The organism is Bacillus sp. LJBV19 (assembly GCF_017797845.1).
Classification (GTDB): domain Bacteria; phylum Bacillota; class Bacilli; order Bacillales; family Bacillaceae; genus Bacillus; species Bacillus velezensis.
On record NZ_CP072563.1, the window covers coordinates 2937097 to 2961475 of the forward strand.

Sequence of the window (24379 nt, forward strand, 5' to 3'; positions counted from 1 at the left end):
GCACGAGATGACAAAGTGCTCAATAAATAAGACAAACCCCATTGGGCTTGTCTTATTTCCCCATATTGTATTTTTTGTTGAACTGTTCGACTCTCCCGCCTTTTTCGTTGAATTTTTGGCGGCCTGTATAAAACGGATGCGTATCTGAGCTGACTTCTACTTTAATCAGCGGGTATGTTTTTCCGTCTTCCCACTCTGCCGTTTCCTCTGACGTTTTCGTAGAATGGCTTAAAAAGCGGTAGCCGCTGTTCACATCTTGAAAAATCACCTGATGGTTATCCGGATGAATATCTTTTTTCATGCTGATCTCCCTTTCTCAAATCGTAATAATTACGTTTTATTTTAAACCTTAAATAACCGCTTGTCAATCATATATGCCCTGATCCCTTGGTTTCTAAACCCTGCACATATATGGAATCAGAAGAATAATCTAATCGCTTCAGCAAATAATATAACCACATTACATAAAACGGTAATTTAGAAAGGCGGTTTATGATCGTGGATGATTTAGTGTTAGCCAGAAGCCTGTTCGGGACAACCATGGGCTTTCATATTATTTTTGCGACGCTTGGTGTCGGCTTGCCTCTGATGATTTTAATGGCTGAATTGATTTATCAGAAAACAAAAGATCCGCATTATGCCATTATGGCGAAAAGGTGGACGAAGGCGCAGGCTGTTCTGCTCGGCGTGGCGATACCGACCGGAACGATCGCGGGTACACAGCTTGCCCTTTTGTGGCCCGGATTCATGGAAGTCATCGGCAGGGTGATGTCACTCCCGTTTCAGATTGAAATTTATGCTTTCTTTATCGAAGCGCTGTTTATGTCCATTTATGTCTACGCCGCTGACCGGCTGACTCCGGCGATGCGCATCATTGCCGTTATTTTCGTTTTGATCGGCGCCGCGGCATCCGCCGTCTTAATCACAAATGTTCACGCATTTGAAGGAACGCCGGCCGGCTTTAAAATTTTAAACGGCAAAATCACTGACGTCGAACCGTGGGCAGCGTTTTTTAATCCAAGCTTTTTCACCACCGCGGGCCATGTCGTACTGACGGCTTTCATGACCGGTGCATTTATCGTTGCGTCAGTTGCGGCTTATAAAATGCTGAGAACGAGAAAACAGGAGCAGGTATACCGCTTTCACCGAAAAGCGCTGCTGCTCGCCTTAACGATCGGCGGAATCTTTTCCATTCTTGCCTCTTTAAACGGTCACGAGTCAGCCCAGCTTCTTTACGAATACCAGCCTGAGAAGCTTGCGGGCGCAGAAGGGCTGTTTGAAACTAGATCACACGCTCCGCTTGCGATCGGGGGTTTTACTGACGCAAAAGAAGAAAAAGTAAAATGGGCGATAGAAGTACCCTGGGCTTTAAGCTTTTTGGCTGCAAACAGCTTTGATACCGTCGTCAAAGGATTGAACGCGTTTCCGAAAGACGAGTGGCCGCCTTTATTCATCCATACACTTTTTAACGGAATGGTCGGCATCGGGATGCTGCTCATTTTGTACTCAATCGTCGGCATCGTCTGGAGAAAAATTTTAAAGAAAGACAGCTTTCCGACTTGGCTTTTGATTTTATTTTTAACCGCAGGACCGCTCAGTCTGATCGGAATTGAATTCGGGTGGATATTCGCTTGTACGGGGCGGCAGCCATGGGTGATTTACCATCTCCTGAAAACATCAGATGTCGTCACGACAACCGGTTCAATCGGTTTGCTGTTCATCCTGTTTACGGTCGTTTACGCCATTTTGGCAGCCGCAGTCATTTATGTGCTGCTTTATTATTTCCGCAAACATCCCGTTGAGGAGGATGTAAAAGCGGCGGAATCCTAACAATAGAAAGGGCTGAATTGAAATGGACATTACCATGGATGCTCTCATTGCGATATCAATCGTATGGGGCTTCGTGTTTATCTACGCGGTCATGGCAACGATGGACTTCGGAGCAGGCTTTTGGTCGATGATTTATTTAAATAGAGAACAAACAAAGGCGACAAACATCGCCAACCGTTATTTGTCCCCGACATGGGAAGTGACCAACGTCTTTATCGTCGCGATCGTTGTCGCCCTATTCAGCTTCTTTCCAGGGGCAACCTTCGTGCTGGGAACCGTTTTATTGATCCCGGGGAGTATTATTTTGCTGCTTTTGGCCATCCGCAGCGGCTTTCTCGTCTTCTCCAATACTGCGAAGGAAAGAAAAATCATGAGATATATCTCCGGAATTTCGGGCTTCATTATTCCCGCTGTGCTGATTTTGGTCCTTCCGGTCACACACGGAGGATTTATTGAGAAGACGACGGGCGGAGTGTATCACCTGAATTTGGCAAATGTCTTTACAAGCCTTAATGCGTATGCGTTTATCGGCTTTGCCATTTTAAGCACTTTATTTTTATCTTCACTGCTTCTGGCCGATTTTTCAAATGTTGCGGAAGAGGAGCATGCGTACCGAATCTACAGACGGAGCTCTTTACTAACAGGGCCGCTGTCGCTTCTGTTTGCCTTCTTCATTATGCTGACATTACGCTCTGAAGCCGGCTGGCTGTATACGGGGATGATGAAAGACAAGACATGGCTCATTCTGTCTGTCATTACATTTATCATTGCCGGCGTGGCTCTGTTTTTGCCGAATAAGCGCTTCGGCCGCAACCTCGGCAAACCGAGAATCGCCATGATCGCCATTGCGCTTCAATACTTTCTGGCAAGCTATGCTTACGGACGGGCGCATCTTCCTTATATGATTTATCCGGATATTACGGTCATGTCAGGATTTACGGAGCCGGCAACCTTCAGGGCGCTGTTTATGACGTATATCGTCGCTTTCATCATTTTGTTTCCCGGGTTTTATTTCTTCTGGAAGCTCTTTATGAAAGACAGACGTTATATCCGCCAGGAGGAATAACAGAAATCAGGGCGGCTCATACTAATGGCGTACCTTTTATCTTGGAGGGGAGCCAGCATGGACCAAAAAATTCTGTGTGAAGTCAATAACTGTTCATATTGGGGCAGAGGAAACAAATGCACGGCCGACGCTATTTATGTGGTCAGCCATACAGGCGAAACCGCTGAAAAAAGTGAAGAAACGGATTGCAAAACCTTTAAACCGCATGATTTATAAAAAAAAAGAGCTGTTTTATACAGCTCTTTTTAATTTCCGCGCCGCAAGCCTTTTTGAAATCAGCCCCTGAGCCGGAGAAAACAGAAAAGCCAGCAGAAAAAACACGCCGGTCATCGCAGCCATCGCACCTGAAATTGACACGTTGAGCCATGTGGCGGCGCCATATCCCAATACGGCTGACAGCCCGCCGATACCCGCGCTGATGAAAAGCATGGAAGAAAGGCGGTTTGTCAGTAAATAGGCGGCTGCAGGCGGTACAATCAGCATCGCAACGACTAAAACCGCTCCCACTGAATCAAAAGAAGCAACCGTCGTAAGCGACAGCATACCCATCTGCACATAATGAATGACCAGGACAGGAATGCCGATGGCTATCGCCATTTCCGGGTCAAAGGCGGCGATTTTAAATTCTTTATAGCAGCAGACAATCAGCAGCACATTGATGATAAGCACAGATAAAATCATCCAAAACGCTTTAGGGCCGATATCGAAGCCGAACAGCTGAGCTGTATTCCACGGAACGAAAGCAATTTCTCCCATAAGCGAATGTTCTATATCAAGATGTACATGCTTGCCGTATACAGACAGCAGAATGACGCCGACCGCAAACAAGGATGTAAAGACGACACCGATAGCCGCGTCAGACTGCACGCCTTTACTGTGCAGAAACTGTACGAAAAAAGCCGTCAGCAGCCCGGATGCCGCAGCTCCGATAAACATTGGAATTCCGTTAAGGGCTCCCGTCACAAGGAAAGCGCCGACAATTCCGAGCAGCACCGTGTGGCTGATCGCGTCAGCAAGCATCGCCATGTTTCTCAGCACAAGAAAAGTGCCGATTAACGCGCAGCTCACGCCGACTAAGATTCCCGTTGCGATAATCCACGCTTCATAACTCATTGTAAGCGCCTCCTTTCTCCTTTTGAAGTGATTCATTCGGCATTCGCCCGTGCAATCGTAAAAGCTGCAAAAGCTTTTCTTTCAGTTCTTTCGGCAGAAGATCCGGATGAAATTCGTCCCTGGCGGCCGTTTCTATACCGGCCAGTTCCGTTTCATGCATGAGGTAAACTTCATACATGCGCTGTGATAAGACAATTTCGTATCCCTTCGTCAGCCCTGCCTCCGTCATCCGCCATTGTTCGGCTCCGCTGCGCTTGAGGTATCCCTTTTTCTCCAGTTTCCTGATAGGGCGCTCCCATTCTTTTTTCAACATCTGCCCGGTGACTGAGGTTTCATTCGTTTGTTCACTCATCTCGTAAATAGCTGAGAGCGTTTGTTCAAAAGCGGTCTTTTTTCTCAGCCGGAAAAGTTTAACCGTCTTTGACACCAGTCCGCGATCCGGAGCGAATAATAGAGAAAACAGAAAAACGGAAGCCGCGCTTAAAATAATTAACGGCCCGGTCGCCATACCGTCCGTCGTCGTACTTAAAAGCGTTCCCGCCACACCGGATAACCCGCCGATTAATCCGGACAGCACGATCATGACCGTTAAACGCTCCGTCCAATACCTTGCGGCGATCGCCGGCGTAATAAGCATGGCCGCCATTAAGATGACACCGACCGTCTGCAGCCCGATCACAACCGCACAAACAATTAAAAAAACCAGCAGTCCGTTCAGAAACCTGACAGGCAGTCCCGCCCCTTTCGCAAATGCCATATCAAATGTGATCAATTTGAATTCCTTAAAAAAGACGGCGCACAATAAAAGCAGAACGGCAGAAATGACTCCGATGATGACAATGTCCTGTTTAACAAGTGACGCCGCCTGACCGAATAAAAAAGAATCAAGCCCGCTCTGGCTTCCGGAACCGAGTCTTTGAATATAGGTCAGAAGAATAATGCCGATCCCGAAAAACACGGACAATACGATGCCGATCGCAGAATCCTCCTTCGTTTTTGAATGCTCCGTGATGTTCTGGATGCACCAAGTTCCAGCAAGCCCCGCGGCAGCCGCTCCGATCAAGAAGAACAGCATCGTCTTTTCTCCGGCAATGAGAAACGCAAGACATACTCCGGGCAAAGCCGAATGAGCCATGGCGTCGCCGATCAGACTCTGCCTCCTGAGAAGCACAAAGCTTCCCAGCACGCCGCTTGCCATGCCGAGAAGCAAAGTTCCCGCCAACACCCATTGGGTATTCGGTTCCTGAAGCTGAAGCCATATATGATGCAGCGCCATCAGCCCGTTCCCCCTTCGGCCAGGAGGTGATCTTTCAAAAATGCAAGCCTTCCTCCGTACGTTTTTTGTAAATTTTCGATTGTAAACACGTGTTCAGTCGGTCCGAAAGCAATCTTTCTCATGTTCAGCAGCAGCATCCAATCGAAATACTCCTTTGCCGTCTGCAGGTCATGATGGACGACGAGCACGGTTTTTCCTTTTTGTTTTAATTCCGTCAACAGCGTGATAATCGCCCGCTCTGTAGCGGCGTCAACTCCCACAAACGGTTCATCCATAAAGTATATATCCGCATCCTGACATAAAGCCCGGGCCAGAAAAACCCGCTGCTGCTGGCCTCCTGAAAGCTGGCTGATCTGCCTTTTGGCATAATCAAGCATACCGACCTTATCCAAACAGGCTTCAGCAAAATCAATATCACGTTTTTTCGGACGCCTGCACCAGCCGATATGCCCATATCTTCCCATTAAAACGACATCCAGAGCGCTTGTCGGAAAATCCCAATCCACAGAACCGCGCTGCGGAACATAGCCGATCCTCTTCCGCTCCTTTTCTGATGATTTCCCATAAATAGAGACCGTTCCGGAGGCGCTTGGCGTTAATCCTAAAACAGCTTTTATCAACGTTGATTTTCCGGCTCCGTTCGGCCCGATAATCCCGATCAGTTTTCCTTCCGGCACCTGCATGGTGACGTTCTGCAGGACCGGTTTTTTGTGATAGGCTACCGTCACATTTTCAATGCTGACAGGATACACGTCATTCTCTCCCTTCCTGTTTATTTTAATGAGCTGACAATCGTATCTATGTTATGGGCGAACATACCGGCGTACGTGCCCTCTTTTGTCCCCTTTTCGCCCATGGCATCTGAATACAGCCAGCCGCCGGCCGAAACATCATGACCTTTTTCTTTGGCGCCCTCAACAACCGCGTTTATTGACTTTTTCGATACGCTGCTTTCCGTAAACACAGCTTTAATTTCCTTATCCGCAAGCAGACTGACAAGCTTTTGAACATCTTTCAGTCCGTAATCAGAGTCCGTGCTCAGCCCTTGAAGTCCTCTGACCTCAAATCCGTATTCCTTGCCAAAATACGCAAAGGCATCATGTGCTGTAACTAGTACACGGCTTTTTTCGGGAATTGTCCCGATCTTTTCTCTCGATTTTTTATCTAAAGATTTCAAATTCTCTTTATACTCTTGGGCGTTTTTTGTAAAGTCGTCTGCATATTCGGGTTTTGCTTTTTTTAATTGCGCTTCGATTTCGTCAACGGCATACAGCCATAACGGAATGCTGAACCATACATGCGGATCATACATATTCTCACCCGCTGGAATCAATTTCTCCTTCGGTATTGATTCAGCCACTGCTGCGGACGGCTTTTGCCTGCTGATTTTCGTTAACATATGCTCCATTTTCCCCTCTAAGTGAAGTCCGCTGTATAAAACAACATCCGCCTCCGTTAATTTTTTCGTATCTCCTTGTGATGCTTTATAAAGATGCGGGTCGACTCCCGGCCCCATCAGTGACGTCACTTCAACATGGTCTCCGCCGATATGTTCAGCGGCGTCAGCCACCTGAGAAGTGGTAGCCGTAATCGTGAGCTTTCCTTTTTGTCCCCCTGAAGATTCAGAGCTGCATGAAGACAATGCAAAACAAACCATCAGCACAGACGCCAATACACTGCTTTTTTTCATATCCGTCCCCTTTCCTTTGTCCCGTTCTCTTTTAAATGTGATGTTGATGTCAGTCTTATGACAATTCTTTATATTTAAGAACAAATGATTGATACAGGACAAAAAGTTTCCTTTGTGCAAAATTATCGCACACACTCACATTTGTCAAGTGTCCGCTCATTAAAAAAACCGGCTGATACAGCCGGTTCAAACGGGGGAAGGGGTGATGATGAACAGTTTCAATATAACAGCAGCTTACAGGCAGCTCAACACGCTGAAATGTCTTTTTATCAGTTGTTTGTCGTAAAAACGTCCATTTGGGTGACGTATTTTCTCATTATTTCCTGATTGACTTCGACACCCAGTCCGGGACCGTCCGGAACAGAGATGAACCCCTCTTCGATACGGATGTCGGGAGTGACAATATCCTCCTCCCAGTATCGGTCTGATGAGGAAATATCACCCGGTATCGTAAATTGCGGCAGCGAAGCAAGCGCGACTGTCTGCGCTCTCGAAATGCCGGTTTCAAACATTCCGCCGCACCAAACCGGCATGTGATGCTCTCTGCATAAGTCATGTATTTTTAAAGCCTCTGTCAGGCCTCCTACACGCGCCGGTTTTATGTTAATGATTTTACAGCTCCCAAGCTCAATCGCCCGCCTTGCGTCATCATATGAGCATATGCTTTCATCAAGGCATACCGCGGTTCTCAAGTGTTTCTGCAGGTGGCGGTGATCGACAATATCATCTGCCTGAAGCGGCTGTTCTATCATCATGAGCTGGAATTCATCCAACTCTTTCAGCCTGCTGATGTCTTTCAGTTCATATGCCGAGTTGGCATCCGCCATCAGCGGTACGTTCGGAAAACGGCTGCGGATGGCTCTGACCAGATCAACGTCATGGCCGGGCTGAATTTTTATTTTTATACGTTGATAACCTTCTTTTACGTATTGCTCAATTTCCCGAAGCATCTCATCAGCCGAAGCCAGACCCACCGCCACGCCGGCGGGCACTTTATCTCTTTTGCCCCCTAAGGCTTCTGCGAGTGATATCCCTTTTTTCTTGGCATATAGATCCCACACGGCTGATTCAAGCCCCGCTTTTGCCATCCGGTTTCCTTTGAAACGCGCGAGACTGTCAGGCACCTCTGACGGATGGAAAAACTCGCGGCCTACGACATTCGGGATGAAAAAATCTCTCAGCATATGCGCGCATGTCTGAATCGTTTCTTCTGTATACCACGGAGAAGAAAACGCCGATACCTCCCCCCAGCCGGTTCTCCCGGTTTCATCGATCGCTTCCACGATCAAAAATTTACGGTCCTGCAGCGTTTCAATACTTGTTTTAAACGGTTTTTTCAGCCTCATACTTACATGATAAAGGGTGATTTTTTCAATCTTAATCATGACAATTCTCCTTTACGAAGCTCATTCAGCCGATGTCTCATCAGTTTATTGGACGCGTTCCGCGGGAGCTCGTCAACCTCGAAAAAAGCAGCCGGTATTTTATATTTTGCAAGCCGCTCACGGCAAAAGACGGTCAGCTCCTCAGAACTGACAGAAGAAGTCAGCACGAGAAAAGCATGCGGCACTTTCCCCCACTTCGGATCTTCGGCTCCGGAAACACCGGCCTCCGCTACAGCCGGATGGGCAAGCAGCGCCGCTTCCACTTCTGCCGGGTAGATGTTCTCTCCGCCTGAAATAATGAGGTCCGACCGCCTGTCCAGCACGTATAAAAACCCTTCATCATCCAAATAGCCAAGATCGCCCGTTTTAAACCATCCATTATGAAAAGCGGCCTGGTTTGCGTCGTCACGATGGTAATACCCTTTCATTACATTCGGGCCTTTCACCGTAATTTCACCGTGTTCAAACGGCGCACAAGGGTTTCCGTCTTTTTCAATTCTAATTTCACATGAAAACAGCGGTTTACCGGCCGAGCCGAGCTTGTCCATGCTGAATTCCGGAGAAAGCGTGACAATCTGCGAGCAGGTTTCAGTCAAGCCGTAAGATTGGAATACCGGAAATTGTTTCCTGCGGCATTCTTCAAGGAGCGGCAGCGGTGCCGGCCCCCCGCCAAGCAGAATGCAGCGCAGTGATTCAGGACATTGTTCAGTTTCCGCAAGCAGGCCCGAAAGCATGGTCTGCACCGCTGAAATGATCGTGACCTGATGGGAGCTGATGCTGTCCAGCACATCAGTGACAGAAAATTTTTGATGAAGCACGACAGGCATGCCGTAAATGACCGACTTAAACAGCGCAGACAGACCGCTGATATGAAACAGCGGCAGCGCAATAAGCCAGCGGTCCCGCTCCGTGACCCCCAGATTCAGCGCAGACGATACAGCGCTGGAATAATGATTACCGAAAGTCTGCTGCACCCCCTTCGGCCTTCCCGTTGTTCCTGACGTATACATAAGAGTCGCCGTATCATCAAGTGTTACATAAGCTTCAGGTTCAATGTCTCCCGCCGCTTTGGCCTGCAGCTCGTCCACATCCGCGGCGGCGACCGCAGATTCATATTCTTCGCGGCAAAAGCCGTCCTCCGTCAATAAAAGCTTTGCCTGTGAATCTTCGAGCTGAAACAACCGTTCCTGTTTTGAGAGCTTCGTATTCAACAGCACAGCTTCCGCCCCTAATAAGAAGCAGGCGTGAACGGCATAAACCATTTCCGGTCTGTTAGAAAGCAAAATCGCGGCACGGTCTCCTTTTTTAAGCGAGCAGTATTTGGACAGCCGCGCGGCCATTTGTTTAGAAGCATGATATAATTCTCTGAATGTCATCTGTTTGTTTTCAAATATGAGAGCGATTCTCTCTGGTGTCAGCTGAGCCCTTTGAATGAGCCAATTCGGCTGTTCTGTCAGCATGTTATCATCTCCGAGGTAAAAGTACTTTTTTTGAAAAGAAAACAGCTTGGACCAGAGCGGCTCAAGCTGTTTCGTAGTGTCATCTGATCACGGAAAACGAGGGAATTGACCGAAATCGGGACTGCGTTTCTCTTTAAAGGAATCGCGGCCTTCTTTCGCTTCGTCAGTCGTGTAATAAAGAAGCGTTGCATCTCCTGCAAATTGCTGAATTCCGGCGAGGCCGTCTGTATCTGCGTTAAATGCCGCTTTAAGGAAACGAAGGGCTGTAGGGCTTTTCTCAAGCATTTCTTCACACCATTTAATTGTTTCCTCTTCAAGTTTCTCTAATGGGACAACCGTATTGACAAGCCCCATGTCGAGCGCTTCCTGCGCGTTGTATTGACGGCACAGGTACCAGATTTCACGGGCTTTCTTATGTCCGACGATACGCGCCAGGTAACCTGAGCCGTAACCGGCATCAAAGCTTCCCACTTTCGGTCCGGTTTGGCCGAAAATCGCGTTATCGGCCGCAATCGTTAAATCACAGACGATATGAAGCACATGGCCTCCGCCGATGGCATAGCCTGATACCATCGCTACGACCGGTTTAGGAATAACACGGATCAAACGCTGAAGATCAAGCACATTCAGACGCGGGATCTGATCGTCTCCGACATATCCGCCGTGACCGCGGACTTTTTGGTCTCCGCCTGAACAGAATGCTTTATCTCCCGCTCCCGCAAGAACGATGACACCAATATTGGAGTCATCACGCGCACAAGCAAACGCGTCAATCATTTCTGATACCGTCTTAGGAGTAAATGCGTTATGTACCTCCGGGCGGTTAATTGTTATTTTTGCAATACCGTTATACGTCTCGTACAGGATTTCATCGTACTGACGTTCACTTTTCCATTCTGCAGCCATTGATATGACCTCCTTCATTTTTGCCTGAGTCCGGCCGAAAAGCTATTTTCTCTATGCTTTACAAGCCGTATAAAAACTCACTTACTATCTTACCAAAAATTCGCGGCTGTTCCACATGTACCGTGTGCCCCGCCTGTTTGACAATCTCTATTTTACTTGATGGGAGCAGGTTATGCACCTTTTGATTAATAGCGCAAAACTTTTCATCCCATTCACCGCATATGAGCAGGACGGGCGCCTTGATGCGGTGTAATGCCTCCCACCAGGAAGGCTGTGAGCCCGTCCCCATTCCGAGCAGGCTTCCTGCAAGTCCGGACGGATTATTTTTCAGCCTGCCGGCACGGATGGACGCCTTTACGCTGTCCGGCAGAGAAAGCTGCGTGGCAAACAACGGAATGCCCTCCCAATAATCGACAAACGATGTTATACCTTCCCGCAATATAAAGTCAGCAAGCTTCCGGTCTGACTGAATCCGCTTTTTACGTTCCTGAAGCGTGCTCAGGCCCGGGGTTGTACTTTCCAAAACAAGCGCTGACACCCGATGCGGAAATGCCTGTGCAAAGGAATACGCAAGTCTCCCCCCCATAGAATAACCAATAAGTTTCACTTTGTGAAGTTTTAATTGATCAAAAACGGCGGCAAGGTCCGCAACCTGCCGGCTCGTACTATACCTTGCCGCTTGCACAGGCGCGTCTGTCTCCCCGTGACCCAGGCAGTCAATCATCACCATTCGTTCGCCGGGAAACATGCCGCGTAAAAACATCCATGATTCTTTGCTGCCCGTAAATCCATGCAGACAAACAATAGCTTCAGACGATTCGTGTCCGCTATCAGCCGCCCGATAGCACACGCCGTCGGCCGTTTTAACAGTTACAGTTTCCATTCTTTTTTCACTTCCCGCACTGCGGCCTGCAGCAGATCGCGATGGAATTGAACTCTTGATGTCCGATCTGTTTTCAGCTCGATTATATGAAGTCCGGGCTTGTCCGCCTGCGGCTGATACGCATCCTTAAATGCTTCCCATGTCTCAGGGCAAGTATACGTCCCGCCGTACAGTGCGGCGGCATGCCGGAAATCAAGACCCGTCGGCGTACCGAACAGTTCTTCAAAATGAGTCTTATCAGATGCCTGCGGCAAAAACGAGAAAATCCCGCCGCCATCATTGTTTATTAAAATAACCGTAAGCGGAATTCCAAGTTTTTTAGCCGCTAACAGCCCGTTTAAATCATGGTAAAACGATAAATCTCCAATTACAAGCGTGACAGGAGCTTTTGTACCCTCACACAGTCCCATAGCCGAGGAGACAACTCCGTCAATGCCGTTAGCGCCGCGGTTGGCATAGACACGGAAGGAGCGATCTTGTTTTTCAAAGAACGTATCCACGTCGCGAATCGGCATGCTGTTGCCGACAAAAATCGAACTGCCTTCAGGGACAAGGTGCTGAAGCTGACGATATACATTTCCTTCAAATGATAAATCATCCATGCTCGCGGCCTGTAAATGACTCCGGAACCGGTCATTGACAAATTGCCATTTCTCAAGCCATCCGGACGGCCGTTTTCCGGTTTCAGCTGAACGGACCGCTTCCAAAAACACAGACGGATGGCAATGAATCATATGCGCGCCGGCCTGGGTGGGATCTCTCCATCCTCCGTCTTCATCGACGATAAACTGCTCAATGGCAGGATCATCTCTGAGCCATAAAAAGAGCGGTTTGGAAACCGGCATCGGACCGAAGCGGATCACAGCGTCAGGGCGCAGCGCCTCTTTTATTTCTTCATCTTTTAAAAACGAGTCATAAGCATCAATAATCAGCGTCTTATCATGCTCCCCGTTTCGGAGGTTTGAAAGCGGATCAGCCAAAATCGGGAACTGAAGCATCTCGGCAAGCGCGATGATTTGCTGCTTTTCTGCTTCACCGTGAATTTCGCCGCAGACGATCATACCTCTTTCGGTCCCCGCAAGACGCTCTGTAATATGATAGAGAGAATCTTGATCAGCTGACTGAATCCCTGTTGTGACTGAGACGTGCCGCCCCTTTCTCATTCTTTCAAAAGGTCCGGCTGATAAATCCGGCATCAAAGGCTCTCTGAGCGGCACATTGATATGGACCGGCCCCATCGGGCGCTTCCCGGCTTCACTTACGGCTCTGCCGGCCAATGTTCTGATATAGCTCAGCATTTGAGGATTTTCTTCAGGCAGAGCCGAGTCTGTGAAAAACTTAACAAAGTTACCGAACAGAAAATGCTGGTTAATCGCCTGAGGCGCCCCCACTTCCCTCAATTCATGAGGCCGGTCAGCAGTCAGGACAATAAGCGGCACTCTTGAATAATGAGCTTCAATCACGGCCGGATAGAAGTTAGCCGCTGCCGTTCCTGACGTACAAATCAGCATGACCGGACGCTGGCGGGCTTTTGCAAGACCGAGTGCGAAAAAACCTGCGGACCGTTCATCAATCTGTATATGGACTTGAATATCCGGGTGGGCCGCCGCCAAAACCGCCAAGGGAGTTGACCTCGATCCCGGGCAAACAACCGCGTCGGTGACACCCGATAGAGCGAATTCATCAATAAAGCTTCCGATATAATGTGTAATCGGGTTTGTCAAAGCCTTTCACCTCCTAAAGCAGAGATCATCGGCTTTAGTTTAATTTGTGTTTCTTCATATTCTGATTGCGGATCTGAATCTTCAACAATACCGCAGCCTGCGAAAAGCCGCGCACTTTTGCCTTCAATCAGTCCTGATCGGATAGCCACGACAAATTCTCCGTTTTCCCCGCCGTCCATCCAGCCGATCGGTGCCGCGTACCATCCGCGTGTCATCGGTTCAATATCAGCGATAACTTCAACAGCTTTCTGCTGGGGAGCTCCGCCCAATGCCGGTGTGGGATGCAGCTTTTCAATTAAATCAAACAGCGAAGCGGACGTTTTAAGATGGCCTGTGATCGGCGTATATAGATGCTGAACACTTTTTGTTTTATATAATTGCGGACCTGCAGGCTTTTTCACATCGCTGCAGCTCGACAAGAAAGAATCGTGTATCATCTGAACCACAAAATCATGTTCCGCGAGATTTTTTTCGTCATGCAGCAATTCCTTGCCGAGACGCTCATCTTCTTGTTGATTTTCTCCGCGCTTAATTGAACCTGCCAGACAGGTGGACATGACGTCTTTGCCGGATTTTTTGATCAGCCGTTCCGGTGAAGCGCCGACAAAGCATTTATCTCCCTGCTCAATCGCAAAAACATAGCTTGTCGTTTGGTCCGTCAAAAGCTTACGGACAACGCTCTCTGCCGGAATAGGCCCATCATATGACAAAACGACTTCCCTTGCCAGCACGACTTTATCATATTGATTTGCTTTCATATCATTTGTTGCTGCTTTAATGGCTTCAAGCCAGTTTTCCACATCAAGTTCTTCCGCTTTTGTTAAAACAGGATATTCTTCATACTCAATTGAAGAAACTGAAAAAGCTTCCGAAAAAGATTTCAGACGTTTCAGCGTATCTTCTGCCTGATTACCGTCTGCCGCCCATTGATTGACGGTTAAATAATCACCATCTGCCGTCTTTGTCAGCATGAGTGAGGGGATAAAGAACAGTCCTTCTTCGAACCCGTTCCATTCGTCTCCTCTCTCTTCAGCGGGATTAAATGAAAAGCCGCCGAATAAAACAGGGCCGACCGCGGTATGCGCCGCCTCTTCTTCTTCATGAATATGAAAAGCCGTCTTTTTAAAGCGCTCCCATTGTTCAAAAACGTCGTGATAACGCTTTCCATTTTTTTCATTCGATTGGAACAGCGCTTCTGTGCCAAGACCGACTATTGTTAATTCACTACCGGGTTCTGACCAAAAAAATCGTTTGCCTTTATATTTTTTTGCTCCGTCTTTGAAAAATGATAGAGGGTCTAAAGACGCAATACGTCTTGAATAGCTCAATAAGACAGCATGGTTGACTTGTTTGGCTTTATGTAATGCATGATCTGCTTCCTCTCGGAACGTATGCTGCACCGTTGTCACCATGAGACATTCCTCCATAATCCGTTAAATGCTTTTAATACAATACACCTGTGATGACTTTGTGTCAAACACACAGATTTGAGCACGACAAAATGCCTGCATTTCTTATTATAAACCTTTTTGTGCAAATGAATAAAGAAACAAACTTGAATTTTCTTTCCCCACTCTCGGCAATCACTGTATCCTTTTACTTCCTCATGGGAAAATGACTATTTTTATCCACCATTTTTCTGCGCAAAAGCGTTCATACTAACAGTAAGCATCACATAGAAACGAGGGATTGATGTGCTTACAAACGAACAGATCACACACTTAAAAAAAGAATTGGAAGAAGCCAGACATGATATTTTAAGCCGCTTTAAAGAAAATGATCAATTTCAGTTAACTGATGAATTCCCGTATCAGTCATCCGGCGAATTGTCTTCCTATGACAATCATCCCGGCGATCAGGCGACCGAATTATACGAGCGGGAAAAAGACCTGGCTCTGCTCGACCATGAACGGGAGCACCTTCGCGACATTGATTACTCTCTGAAACAAATTGAAAACGGCACATACGGCACATGTGAAGTCAGCGGCAAGGACATTCCTTATGACAGACTCGAAGCTCTGCCGACGGCTACGACATTGGCGGAATATTCCTCGCAGGATGCCGTTTCCAAAGACAGGCCGATTGAAGAGGAAACACCGTTCGGACAGTTTGAATTTGATGATGATGAATCAATCCGGGCGGCTTACGATAGTGAAGATGCTTATCAGGATGTTGAGGAATACGGAAACTCAGAAACGCCTCAGGATTTAGAGGATCCGCCGCTCAGCTACGGGGATATGACAATGAACTCAGAAGAAAACATCGGCTATGCTGAGGATTATGAAAACTTTATCGCGACAGATATTACCGGAAAAAACATTTCCGTGTATCCAAGCAAAGCACACGAAAAATATGAACAGGAACTGGACGAAGAAGGAATAATGACGACATTCGGCGATCTTCATGCTGATTAAAACCCCGGCCTGCCGGGGTTTTTGAATACAAATAAATGGTTTGCTGCATTTTCACACTGAAAACCCATACACTTAATGGTGCATGAACCTTTTAAAAGGTTTAATCTTTCCAAAAAAGGGAACTAATGTATTGACATTGAATGGCGGAGGGAACAAATGAAAAAGAAGTATATCGGTGCGATTATTGTATTTATCATTACATATGTCTTGTTTTCTTTAGCGGGGGTTCTCTTTCCCATCGACCGGGAATGGTATGACGCGCTGCAAAAACCTGACTGGACGCCGAGCGGATCAGTGATCGGCATCATATGGGCGGTTTTGTTTGCGCTTATTTCGCTCTCAGCAGCCTTGATATACGCAAAGTTTTCATGTAAAGAATCCAAAGCTTTTTGGGTGATGCTTCTCATCAATTATATCGTGAATCAAGGATTCAGCTATTTTCAATTCACACAGAAAAATTTGCTTGCTGCATCTATCGATTGCCTGCTTGTGGCGGTGACAACACTCATTCTGTTGCTCATTGCCGGTAAATACAGTAAAGCTTCAGCCTGGCTTCTGGTTCCTTATTTATTATGGAGCGCTTTTGCCACATACCTGTCTTTTACCATTTATGCTATGAACGCATAATAAAAAACCTTGCATAGTATGCAAGGTTTTTTTAATGACCCGTACGGGATTCGAACCCGTGTTACCGCCGTGAAAGGGCGGTGTCTTAACCGCTTGACCAACGGGCCTTATGGCGGAGAAGGAGGGATTTGAACCCTCGCGCCGCTTACACGACCTACACCCTTAGCAGGGGCGCCTCTTCAGCCACTTGAGTACTTCTCCGTATGGCTCCACAGGCAGGATTCGAACCTGCGACCGATCGGTTAACAGCCGATAGCTCTACCACTGAGCTACTGTGGAAAAATCATCATGGTGGGCCTGAGTGGACTCGAACCACCGACCTCACGCTTATCAGGCGTGCGCTCTAACCAGCTGAGCTACAGGCCCATGACAATATAAAAATGGAGCGGGTGATGGGAATCGAACCCACGACATCAGCTTGGAAGGCTGAGGTTTTACCACTAAACTACACCCGCATGTTGTTTGGGGCGATTGATGGGAATCGAACCCACGAGTGCCAGAGCCACAATCTGGTGCGTTAACCACTTCGCCACAACCGCCAAAACAATATTAAATTAAATGGTGGCTCGGGACGGAATCGAACCGCCGACACACGGATTTTCAGTCCGTTGCTCTACCAACTGAGCTACCGAGCCTTTTTATAAATGGCGGTCCGGACGGGACTCGAACCCGCGACCTCCTGCGTGACAGGCAGGCATTCTAACCAACTGAACTACCGGACCATTTTTTGGTTGCGGGGGCAGGATTTGAACCTGCGACCTTCGGGTTATGAGCCCGACGAGCTACCGAACTGCTCCACCCCGCGATGATAATTAAATTAGATATGGCGGAGGAAGAGGGATTCGAACCCCCGCGGGCTTTGACACCCCTGTCGGTTTTCAAGACCGATCCCTTCAGCCAGACTTGGGTATTCCTCCGTATAAGTGGTGGACCTTGTAGGACTCGAACCTACGACCGGACGGTTATGAGCCGTCTGCTCTAACCAACTGAGCTAAAGGTCCAATGGTAGCGGCGGAGGGGATCGAACCCCCGACCTCACGGGTATGAACCGTACGCTCTAGCCAGCTGAGCTACACCGCCAAAAAACAATTAAAATCAAGTGGAGCCTAGCGGGATCGAACCGCTGACCTCCTGCGTGCAAAGCAGGCGCTCTCCCAGCTGAGCTAAGGCCCCAAAATGGTCGGGAAGACAGGATTCGAACCTGCGACCCCATGGTCCCAAACCATGTGCTCTACCAAGCTGAGCTACTTCCCGTTTTCAAAAGTATGTATGGCGCGCCCGAGAGGAGTCGAACCCCTAACCTTTTGATCCGTAGTCAAACGCTCTATCCAATTGAGCTACGGGCGCAACAATAAGTGCCGAGGGCCGGACTTGAACCGGCACGGTAGTCACCTACCGCAGGATTTTAAGTCCTGTGTGTCTGCCAATTCCACCACCCCGGCATGGATGGTATAGTATAGTTGGAGCGGAAGACGGGATTCGAACCCGCGACCCCCACCTTGGCAAGGTGATGTTCTACCACTGAACTACTTCCGCGTTTGGCAATGCGGATGAAGGGACTTGAACCCCCACGTCTGTAAAGACACTAGAGCCTGATTCTAGCGCGTCTGCCAATTCCGCCACATCCGCAAGAAAAACATGGTGAGCCATGAAGGACTCGAACCTTCGACCCTCTGATTAAAAGTCAGATGCTCTACCAACTGAGCTAATGGCTCTTATTACAAGAGACTTATATAGTATAACATATAAAGGTGGTGCCGGCAAGAGGACTTGAACCCCCAACCTACTGATTACAAGTCAGTTGCTCTACCAATTGAGCTACACCGGCTTAATACGCCAACTTATGTATGATAGGAATGGTGGAGGATGACGGGCTCGAACCGCCGACCCTCTGCTTGTAAGGCAGATGCTCTCCCAGCTGAGCTAATCCTCCATATATTACACTTACGTGTAATGGCTTGGCGGCGTCCTACTCTCACAGGGGGAAACCCCCGACTACCATCGGCGCTGAAGAGCTTAACTTCCGTGTTCGGCATGGGAACGGGTGTGACCTCTTCGCTATCGCCACCAAACCATTGAGAGTGTTCTCTCAAAACTAGATAACAGTAAGCATACATTCAAATTGGTTAAGTCCTCGATCGATTAGTATCTGTCAGCTCCATGTGTCGCCACACTTCCACCTCAGACCTATCAACCTGATCATCTTTCAGGGATCTTACTTCCTTGCGGAATGGGAAATCTCATCTTGAGGGGGGCTTCATGCTTAGATGCTTTCAGCACTTATCCCGTCCGCACATAGCTACCCAGCGATGCCCTTGGCAGAACAACTGGTACACCAGCGGTGCGTCCATCCCGGTCCTCTCGTACTAAGGACAGCTCCTCTCAAATTTCCTGCGCCCGCGACGGATAGGGACCGAACTGTCTCACGACGTTCTGAACCCAGCTCGCGTACCGCTTTAATGGGCGAACAGCCCAACCCTTGGGACCGACTACAGCCCCAGGATGCGATGAGCCGACATCGAGGTGCCAAACCTCCCCGTCGATGTGGACTCTTGGGGAGATAAGCCTGTTATCCCCGGGGTAGCTTTTATCCGTTGAGCGATGGCCCTTCCATGCGGAACCACCGGATCACTAAGCCCGACTTTCGTCCCTGCTCGACTTGTAGGTCTCGCAGTCAAGCTCCCTTGTGCCTTTACACTCTGCGAATGATTTCCAACCATTCTGAGGGAACCTTTGGGCGCCTCCGTTACCTTTTAGGAGGCGACCGCCCCAGTCAAACTGCCCACCTGACACTGTCTCCCCGCCCGATAAGGGCGGCGGGTTAGAAGGTCAATACAGCCAGGGTAGTATCCCACCGATGCCTCCACCGAAGCTGGCGCTCCGGTTTCCAAGGCTCCTACCTATCCTGTACAAGCTGTACCAACATTCAATATCAGGCTGCAGTAAAGCTCCACGGGGTCTTTCCGTCCTGTCGCGGGTAACCTGCATCTTCACAGGTACTATAATTTCACCGAGTCTCTCGTTGAGACAGTGCCCAGATCGTTGCGCCTTTCGTGCGGGTCGGAACTTACCCGACAAGGAATTTCGCTACCTTAGGACCGTTATAGTTACGGCCGCCGTTTACTGGGGCTTCAATTCGCACCTTCGCTTACGCTAAGCGCTCCTCTTAACCTTCCAGCACCGGGCAGGCGTCAGCCCCTATACTTCGCCTTACGGCTTCGCAGAGACCTGTGTTTTTGCTAAACAGTCGCCTGGGCCTATTCACTGCGGCTCTCTCGGGCTTGCACCCTAACAGAGCACCCCTTCTCCCGAAGTTACGGGGTCATTTTGCCGAGTTCCTTAACGAGAGTTCTCTCGATCACCTTAGGATTCTCTCCTCGCCTACCTGTGTCGGTTTGCGGTACGGGCACCTCTCACCTCGCTAGAGGCTTTTCTTGGCAGTGTGGAATCAGGAACTTCGCTACTATAATTCGCTCGCCATCACAGCTCAGCCTTCACGGGAAACGGATTTGCCTATTTCCCAGCCTAACTGCTTGGACGCGGATATCCAATACCGCGCTTACCCTATCCTCCTGCGTCCCCCCATTGCTCAAATGGTGAGGAGGTGGTACAGGAATATCAACCTGTTATCCATCGCCTACGCCTTTCGGCCTCGGCTTAGGTCCCGACTAACCCTGAGCGGACGAGCCTTCCTCAGGAAACCTTAGGCATTCGGTGGAGGGGATTCTCACCCCTCTTTCGCTACTCATACCGGCATTCTCACTTCTAAGCGCTCCACAAGTCCTTCCGGTCTTGCTTCACAGCCCTTAGAACGCTCTCCTACCACTGTTCGAAGAACAGTCCGCAGCTTCGGTGATACGTTTAGCCCCGGTACATTTTCGGCGCAGAGTCACTCGACCAGTGAGCTATTACGCACTCTTTAAATGGTGGCTGCTTCTAAGCCAACATCCTGGTTGTCTAAGCAACTCCACATCCTTTTCCACTTAACGTATACTTTGGGACCTTAGCTGGCGGTCTGGGCTGTTTCCCTTTCGACTACGGATCTTATCACTCGCAGTCTGACTCCCAAGGATAAGTCATCGGCATTCGGAGTTTGACTGAATTCGGTAACCCGGTAGGGGCCCCTAGTCCAATCAGTGCTCTACCTCCGAGACTCTTACCTTGAGGCTAGCCCTAAAGCTATTTCGGAGAGAACCAGCTATCTCCAGGTTCGATTGGCATTTCACCCCTACCCACACCTCATCCCCGCACTTTTCAACGTGCGTGGGTTCGGGCCTCCATTCAGTGTTACCTGAACTTCACCCTGGACATGGGTAGATCACCTGGTTTCGGGTCTACGACCACGTACTCAATTCGCCCTATTCAGACTCGCTTTCGCGCGGCTCCGCATCTTCTGCTTAACCTTGCACGGGATCGTAACTCGCCGGTTCATTCTACAAAAGGCACGCCATCACCCGTTAACGGGCTCTGACTACTTGTAGGCACACGGTTTCAGGATCTCTTTCACTCCCCTTCCGGGGTGCTTTTCACCTTTCCCTCACGGTACTGGTTCACTATCGGTCACTAGGGAGTATTTAGCCTTGGGAGATGGTCCTCCCGGATTCCGACGGAATTTCACGTGTTCCGCCGTACTCAGGATCCACTCAGGAGAGAACGAAGTTTTGACTACAGGGCTGTTACCTCCTATGGCGGGCCTTTCCAGACCTCTTCATCTACCTCGTTCCTTTGTAACTCCGTACAGAGTGTCCTACAACCCCAAGAGGCAAGCCTCTTGGTTTGGGCTGGTCCCGTTTCGCTCGCCGCTACTCAGGGAATCGCATTTGCTTTCTCTTCCTCCGGGTACTTAGATGTTTCAGTTCCCCGGGTCTGCCTTCTCATATCCTATGTATTCAGATATGGATACCACTCCATTACGAGTGGTGGGTTTCCCCATTCGGAAATCTCCGGATCAAAGCTTGCTTACAGCTCCCCGAAGCATATCGGTGTTCGTCCCGTCCTTCATCGGCTCCTAGTGCCAAGGCATCCACCGTGCGCCCTTTCTAACTTAACCGTTAAAAAGAATCACTACGTGATATCTTGCATTACTAATTGAATGTGAATTACTTCTGTTATCTAGTTTTCAAAGAACAACGCATAGGACATGCTAACACATGCGTTGCCACAGGAAGTGGCGCATTTAGCAGATGTTCCTATGTTTTGAAGGAATGATCCTTCAAAACTAAACAAGACAGGGAACGTTCTGTTTATAAGACCCAAGGTCTTATATTCCGTTAAAATCCTTAGAAAGGAGGTGATCCAGCCGCACCTTCCGATACGGCTACCTTGTTACGACTTCACCCCAATCATCTGTCCCACCTTCGGCGGCTGGCTCCTAAAAGGTTACCTCACCGACTTCGGGTGTTACAAACTCTCGTGGTGTGACGGGCGGTGTGTACAAGGCCCGGGAACGTATTCACCGCGGCATGCTGATCCGCGATTACTAGCGATTCCAGCTTCACGCAGTCGAGTTGCAGACTGCGATCCGAACTGAGAACAGATTTGTGGGATTGGCTTAACCTCGCGGTTTCGCTGCCCTTTGTTCTGTCCATTGTAGCACGTGTGTAGCCCAGGTCATAAGGGGCATGATGATTTGACGTCATCCCCACCTTCCTCCGGTTTGTCACCGGCAGTCACCTTAGAGTGCCCAACTGAATGCTGGCAACTAAGATCAAGGGTTGCGCTCGTTGCGGGACTTAACCCAACATCTCACGACACGAGCTGACGACAACCATGCACCACCTGTCACTCTGCCCCCGAAGGGGACGTCCTATCTCTAGGATTGTCAGAGGATGTCAAGACCTGGTAAGGTTCTTCGCGTTGCTTCGAATTAAACCACATGCTCCACCGCTTGTGCGGGCCCCCGTCAATTCCTTTGAGTTTCAGTCTTGCGACCGTACTCCCCAGGCGGAGTGCTTAATGCGTTAGCTGCAGCACTAAGGGGCGGAAACCCCCTAACACTTAGCACTCATCGTTTACGGCGTGGACTACCAGGGTATCTAATCCTGTTCGCTCCCCACGCTTTCGCTCCTCAGCGTCAGTTACAGACCAGAGAGTCGCCTTCGCCACTGGTGTTCCTCCACATCTCTACGCATTTCACCGCTACACGTGGAATTCCACTCTCCTCTTCTGCACTCAAGTTCCCCAGTTTCCAATGACCCTCCCCGGTTGAGCCGGGGGCTTTCACATCAGACTTAAGAAACCGCCTGCGAGCCCTTTACGCCCAATAATTCCGGACAACGCTTGCCACCTACGTATTACCGCGGCTGCTGGCACGTAGTTAGCCGTGGCTTTCTGGTTAGGTACCGTCAAGGTGCCGCCCTATTTGAACGGCACTTGTTCTTCCCTAACAACAGAGCTTTACGATCCGAAAACCTTCATCACTCACGCGGCGTTGCTCCGTCAGACTTTCGTCCATTGCGGAAGATTCCCTACTGCTGCCTCCCGTAGGAGTCTGGGCCGTGTCTCAGTCCCAGTGTGGCCGATCACCCTCTCAGGTCGGCTACGCATCGTCGCCTTGGTGAGCCGTTACCTCACCAACTAGCTAATGCGCCGCGGGTCCATCTGTAAGTGGTAGCCGAAGCCACCTTTTATGTCTGAACCATGCGGTTCAAACAACCATCCGGTATTAGCCCCGGTTTCCCGGAGTTATCCCAGTCTTACAGGCAGGTTACCCACGTGTTACTCACCCGTCCGCCGCTAACATCAGGGAGCAAGCTCCCATCTGTCCGCTCGACTTGCATGTATTAGGCACGCCGCCAGCGTTCGTCCTGAGCCAGGATCAAACTCTCCGATAAAGTGTTTGACTGACTACGCACATCGCTGTGCGATTTATTTAAAACTTTGAATTAACAGGTACGTTTTGTCTTGTTTAGTTTTCAAAGATCATTACCGCTTGTTGAAGCAGCTTTATTATCTTACCACTCAGCTTCTTTTATGTCAACAACTTTTTTTAAGTTGTTTCCGAAGCTTTTCGTTGTTGTCTGCTGTTCATCAGCGACGTTTAATAATATAACACCCTTTTGAAAATATGACAATAGTTTTTTTAAAAAAATCATTAATTATTTTCTTTCATACTTATTTCAGTTTCTCTTCTATAGAAAGATAAGCTGTCTTGTGGTTTGGCATATTTTCTTGTATAGTAAGATTGAACTAAATACTTGATGACCACAAGGGGAGCATTAAAGCTGAGAGTGAACGTTTTGTTCTGACCCTTTGAACCTGTTAGTTAACGCTGGCGTAGGGATGTGGCAAAGCCAAATGATTTGCAGTTTATGTAAGCAGCGCGCGGACCTTTTCCCATCCTTCCCCGCGCTGCTTTTTTGTTTATCCTTGATACGGTTGTCTGACCAGGGGGAAAACTATGAATCATTCAACACAGCTTGTGCGCTTAATTGAAATAGCGATTATGACCGGGTCGGCTGTCATTCTTGACATTGTCTCAGGTATGTTTCTCCGGATGCCCCAAGGCGGTTCGGTCTCTATTATGATGATTCCGATTTTTTTGATTTCATTCCGCTGGGGAGTGAAGGCCGGGCTTACGACAGGCTTTTTAACAGGGATTGTCCAGATCGCCATCGGCAATTTGTTTTTGCAGCACCCGGTGCAGCTATTTCTTGATTACATCGCGGCATTTGCAGTCCTCGGTTTCAGCGGCTTGTTTGCTTCCGGTGTACGGGAATCGGCATTGAATAAAAAAAGAGGCGCTTTAACGATGTATGTTATAGGCGGTGTTTTCATCGGCAGTGTGCTGCGCTATGCGGCACATGTGGTCTCCGGAGCTGTCTTTTTCGGAAGCTATGCTCCGAAAGGCACGCCGGTATGGATTTATTCGTCCGTCTATAACGCGACTTATATGATTCCTTCTTTTATCCTTTCGGCCATTGTCCTTATCTTATTATTCATGACTGCGCCGCGGCTTCTTGAAGCTAAGCGGACGAACTGAAACAGCAGGCGGTTTACGCCTGCT

Annotated in this window: 17 protein-coding genes, 21 tRNA genes, 3 rRNA genes and 1 riboswitch; of the genes, 6 read left to right on the plus strand and 35 right to left on the minus strand. The window is 48.8% G+C overall.

From position 1 onward, the window contains the following. Window positions 1-52: 52 nt before the first annotated feature. Entirely contained in the window at window positions 53-301 is a 249-nt protein-coding gene (locus J6600_RS14185; protein WP_003152229.1) for a type B 50S ribosomal protein L31, read from the minus strand. 197 nt (window positions 302-498) lie between these two features. On the opposite strand from J6600_RS14185, the gene J6600_RS14190 reads away from it, so the two are divergent. Genes J6600_RS14190 through J6600_RS14200 form a run of 3 tightly spaced genes read left to right on the plus strand, consistent with a single transcriptional unit; the run spans window position 499 to window position 3112 of the window. Beyond that, entirely contained in the window at window positions 499-1830 is a 1332-nt protein-coding gene (locus J6600_RS14190) for a cytochrome ubiquinol oxidase subunit I (protein WP_025649757.1), read from the plus strand. 22 nt (window positions 1831-1852) lie between these two features. Then, window positions 1853-2896 carry a cytochrome d ubiquinol oxidase subunit II gene (locus J6600_RS14195; protein WP_209387525.1) on the plus strand — a complete coding sequence of 348 codons (1044 nt, stop codon included), beginning with the start codon at window positions 1853-1855 and terminating at the stop codon, window positions 2894-2896. Between the two features lie 57 nt (window positions 2897-2953). Further along, entirely contained in the window at window positions 2954-3112 is a 159-nt protein-coding gene (locus J6600_RS14200) for a DUF1540 domain-containing protein (protein ID WP_007408842.1), read from the plus strand. A 15-nt stretch (window positions 3113-3127) separates the two neighbouring features. Here the strand turns inward: J6600_RS14200 and J6600_RS14205 are convergent, their stop codons facing one another. The 10 genes from J6600_RS14205 to J6600_RS14250 all read right to left on the minus strand — a co-directional run bounded on the left by J6600_RS14205 (window position 3128) and on the right by J6600_RS14250 (window position 14745). Then, the gene (locus J6600_RS14205; protein WP_014418705.1) at window positions 3128-4009 is read right to left on the minus strand and encodes a metal ABC transporter permease; all 882 of its coding nucleotides are present in this window, start codon (window positions 4007-4009) and stop codon (window positions 3128-3130) included. Next, complete coding sequence (locus J6600_RS14210) at window positions 3999-5285, minus strand: metal ABC transporter permease (protein WP_017418425.1); 1287 nt, start codon at window positions 5283-5285, stop codon at window positions 3999-4001. Before J6600_RS14210 ends, J6600_RS14205 begins: the two co-directional genes overlap by 11 nt. After that, a complete protein-coding gene (locus tag J6600_RS14215) occupies window positions 5285-6037 on the minus strand; it encodes a metal ABC transporter ATP-binding protein (RefSeq protein WP_014418707.1) in 753 nt (250 codons plus the stop codon). Before J6600_RS14215 ends, J6600_RS14210 begins: the two co-directional genes overlap by 1 nt. Before the next feature lie 20 nt (window positions 6038-6057). After that, on the minus strand, window positions 6058-6975 hold the full coding sequence (locus J6600_RS14220; protein ID WP_209387526.1) for a metal ABC transporter solute-binding protein, Zn/Mn family: 918 nt from the start codon (window positions 6973-6975) through the stop codon (window positions 6058-6060). A 269-nt stretch (window positions 6976-7244) separates the two neighbouring features. Next, window positions 7245-8360: an o-succinylbenzoate synthase gene (gene menC, locus J6600_RS14225; protein WP_003152223.1), complete on the minus strand. Its 1116-nt coding sequence runs from the start codon at window positions 8358-8360 to the stop codon at window positions 7245-7247. Then, window positions 8357-9820: an o-succinylbenzoate--CoA ligase gene (locus J6600_RS14230; protein ID WP_209387527.1), complete on the minus strand. Its 1464-nt coding sequence runs from the start codon at window positions 9818-9820 to the stop codon at window positions 8357-8359. Before J6600_RS14230 ends, menC begins: the two co-directional genes overlap by 4 nt. Before the next feature lie 87 nt (window positions 9821-9907). After that, window positions 9908-10726, minus strand: a complete 819-nt coding sequence (menB, locus tag J6600_RS14235; protein ID WP_003152221.1) for a 1,4-dihydroxy-2-naphthoyl-CoA synthase — start codon at window positions 10724-10726, stop codon at window positions 9908-9910. Window positions 10727-10784: 58 nt separating this feature from the next. Continuing rightward, window positions 10785-11609 (minus strand): 2-succinyl-6-hydroxy-2,4-cyclohexadiene-1-carboxylate synthase, encoded by an 825-nt coding sequence (gene menH, locus J6600_RS14240; protein ID WP_209387528.1) that lies wholly within the window; start codon window positions 11607-11609, stop codon window positions 10785-10787. Next, window positions 11597-13333, minus strand: a complete 1737-nt coding sequence (menD, locus tag J6600_RS14245; RefSeq protein WP_209387529.1) for a 2-succinyl-5-enolpyruvyl-6-hydroxy-3-cyclohexene-1-carboxylic-acid synthase — start codon at window positions 13331-13333, stop codon at window positions 11597-11599. Before menD ends, menH begins: the two co-directional genes overlap by 13 nt. Beyond that, window positions 13330-14745 (minus strand): isochorismate synthase, encoded by a 1416-nt coding sequence (locus J6600_RS14250; protein WP_209387530.1) that lies wholly within the window; start codon window positions 14743-14745, stop codon window positions 13330-13332. Before J6600_RS14250 ends, menD begins: the two co-directional genes overlap by 4 nt. Window positions 14746-15027: 282 nt before the next feature. On the opposite strand from J6600_RS14250, the gene J6600_RS14255 reads away from it, so the two are divergent. Both J6600_RS14255 and J6600_RS14260 read left to right on the plus strand, forming a co-directional pair. After that, window positions 15028-15747, plus strand: a complete 720-nt coding sequence (locus J6600_RS14255) for a TraR/DksA C4-type zinc finger protein (RefSeq protein ID WP_007613312.1) — start codon at window positions 15028-15030, stop codon at window positions 15745-15747. 156 nt (window positions 15748-15903) lie between these two features. Further along, entirely contained in the window at window positions 15904-16374 is a 471-nt protein-coding gene (locus J6600_RS14260) for a TspO/MBR family protein (RefSeq protein ID WP_053103904.1), read from the plus strand. Window positions 16375-16409: 35 nt separating this feature from the next. Here the strand turns inward: J6600_RS14260 and J6600_RS14265 are convergent. The 24 genes from J6600_RS14265 to J6600_RS14380 form a co-directional block, all read right to left on the minus strand. After that, window positions 16410-16481: transfer RNA gene (locus J6600_RS14265), tRNA-Glu, on the minus strand. A gap of 3 nt (window positions 16482-16484) precedes the next feature. After that, window positions 16485-16575, minus strand: a tRNA-Ser gene (locus tag J6600_RS14270). 3 nt (window positions 16576-16578) lie between these two features. Beyond that, window positions 16579-16653 (minus strand) — tRNA-Asn (locus J6600_RS14275). A 10-nt stretch (window positions 16654-16663) separates the two neighbouring features. Further along, window positions 16664-16740, minus strand: a tRNA-Ile gene (locus J6600_RS14280). A gap of 15 nt (window positions 16741-16755) precedes the next feature. Next, window positions 16756-16829, minus strand: a tRNA-Gly gene (locus J6600_RS14285). An 8-nt stretch (window positions 16830-16837) separates the two neighbouring features. After that, window positions 16838-16913 (minus strand) — tRNA-His (locus J6600_RS14290). Window positions 16914-16933: 20 nt separating this feature from the next. Continuing rightward, window positions 16934-17009 (minus strand) — tRNA-Phe (locus tag J6600_RS14295). Window positions 17010-17019: 10 nt separating this feature from the next. Further along, window positions 17020-17096 (minus strand) — tRNA-Asp (locus J6600_RS14300). A 6-nt stretch (window positions 17097-17102) separates the two neighbouring features. Next, window positions 17103-17179, minus strand: a tRNA-Met gene (locus J6600_RS14305). A gap of 19 nt (window positions 17180-17198) precedes the next feature. Then, a tRNA-Ser gene (locus tag J6600_RS14310) sits at window positions 17199-17291 on the minus strand. A 7-nt stretch (window positions 17292-17298) separates the two neighbouring features. Then, window positions 17299-17375: transfer RNA gene (locus J6600_RS14315), tRNA-Ile, on the minus strand. 2 nt (window positions 17376-17377) lie between these two features. Then, a tRNA-Met gene (locus J6600_RS14320) sits at window positions 17378-17454 on the minus strand. Between the two features lie 20 nt (window positions 17455-17474). Further along, window positions 17475-17547 (minus strand) — tRNA-Ala (locus tag J6600_RS14325). Between the two features lie 4 nt (window positions 17548-17551). Next, window positions 17552-17628: transfer RNA gene (locus J6600_RS14330), tRNA-Pro, on the minus strand. 16 nt (window positions 17629-17644) lie between these two features. After that, window positions 17645-17721 (minus strand) — tRNA-Arg (locus J6600_RS14335). 9 nt (window positions 17722-17730) lie between these two features. Then, window positions 17731-17816: transfer RNA gene (locus J6600_RS14340), tRNA-Leu, on the minus strand. 19 nt (window positions 17817-17835) lie between these two features. After that, window positions 17836-17910: transfer RNA gene (locus tag J6600_RS14345), tRNA-Gly, on the minus strand. A gap of 9 nt (window positions 17911-17919) precedes the next feature. Next, window positions 17920-18003 (minus strand) — tRNA-Leu (locus tag J6600_RS14350). A 10-nt stretch (window positions 18004-18013) separates the two neighbouring features. After that, window positions 18014-18089 (minus strand) — tRNA-Lys (locus J6600_RS14355). A gap of 37 nt (window positions 18090-18126) precedes the next feature. Continuing rightward, a tRNA-Thr gene (locus J6600_RS14360) sits at window positions 18127-18202 on the minus strand. A 29-nt stretch (window positions 18203-18231) separates the two neighbouring features. Next, a tRNA-Val gene (locus tag J6600_RS14365) sits at window positions 18232-18307 on the minus strand. Between the two features lie 23 nt (window positions 18308-18330). Continuing rightward, a 5S ribosomal RNA gene (gene rrf / locus J6600_RS14370) occupies window positions 18331-18446 on the minus strand. A 50-nt stretch (window positions 18447-18496) separates the two neighbouring features. Further along, window positions 18497-21424 (minus strand): 23S ribosomal RNA (locus J6600_RS14375). Window positions 21425-21657: 233 nt separating this feature from the next. Further along, a 16S ribosomal RNA gene (locus tag J6600_RS14380) occupies window positions 21658-23207 on the minus strand. Together the 16S, 23S and 5S rRNA genes with 21 tRNA genes alongside form the textbook arrangement of a ribosomal RNA operon. Window positions 23208-23572: 365 nt before the next feature. Beyond that, a riboswitch (TPP riboswitch) is annotated at window positions 23573-23673 on the plus strand. A 100-nt stretch (window positions 23674-23773) separates the two neighbouring features. Here J6600_RS14380 and thiT point away from each other — a divergent pair. After that, a complete protein-coding gene (gene thiT, locus J6600_RS14385; RefSeq protein ID WP_209387531.1) occupies window positions 23774-24355 on the plus strand; it encodes an energy-coupled thiamine transporter ThiT in 582 nt (193 codons plus the stop codon). The last annotated feature ends 24 nt before the right edge of the window (window positions 24356-24379 follow it).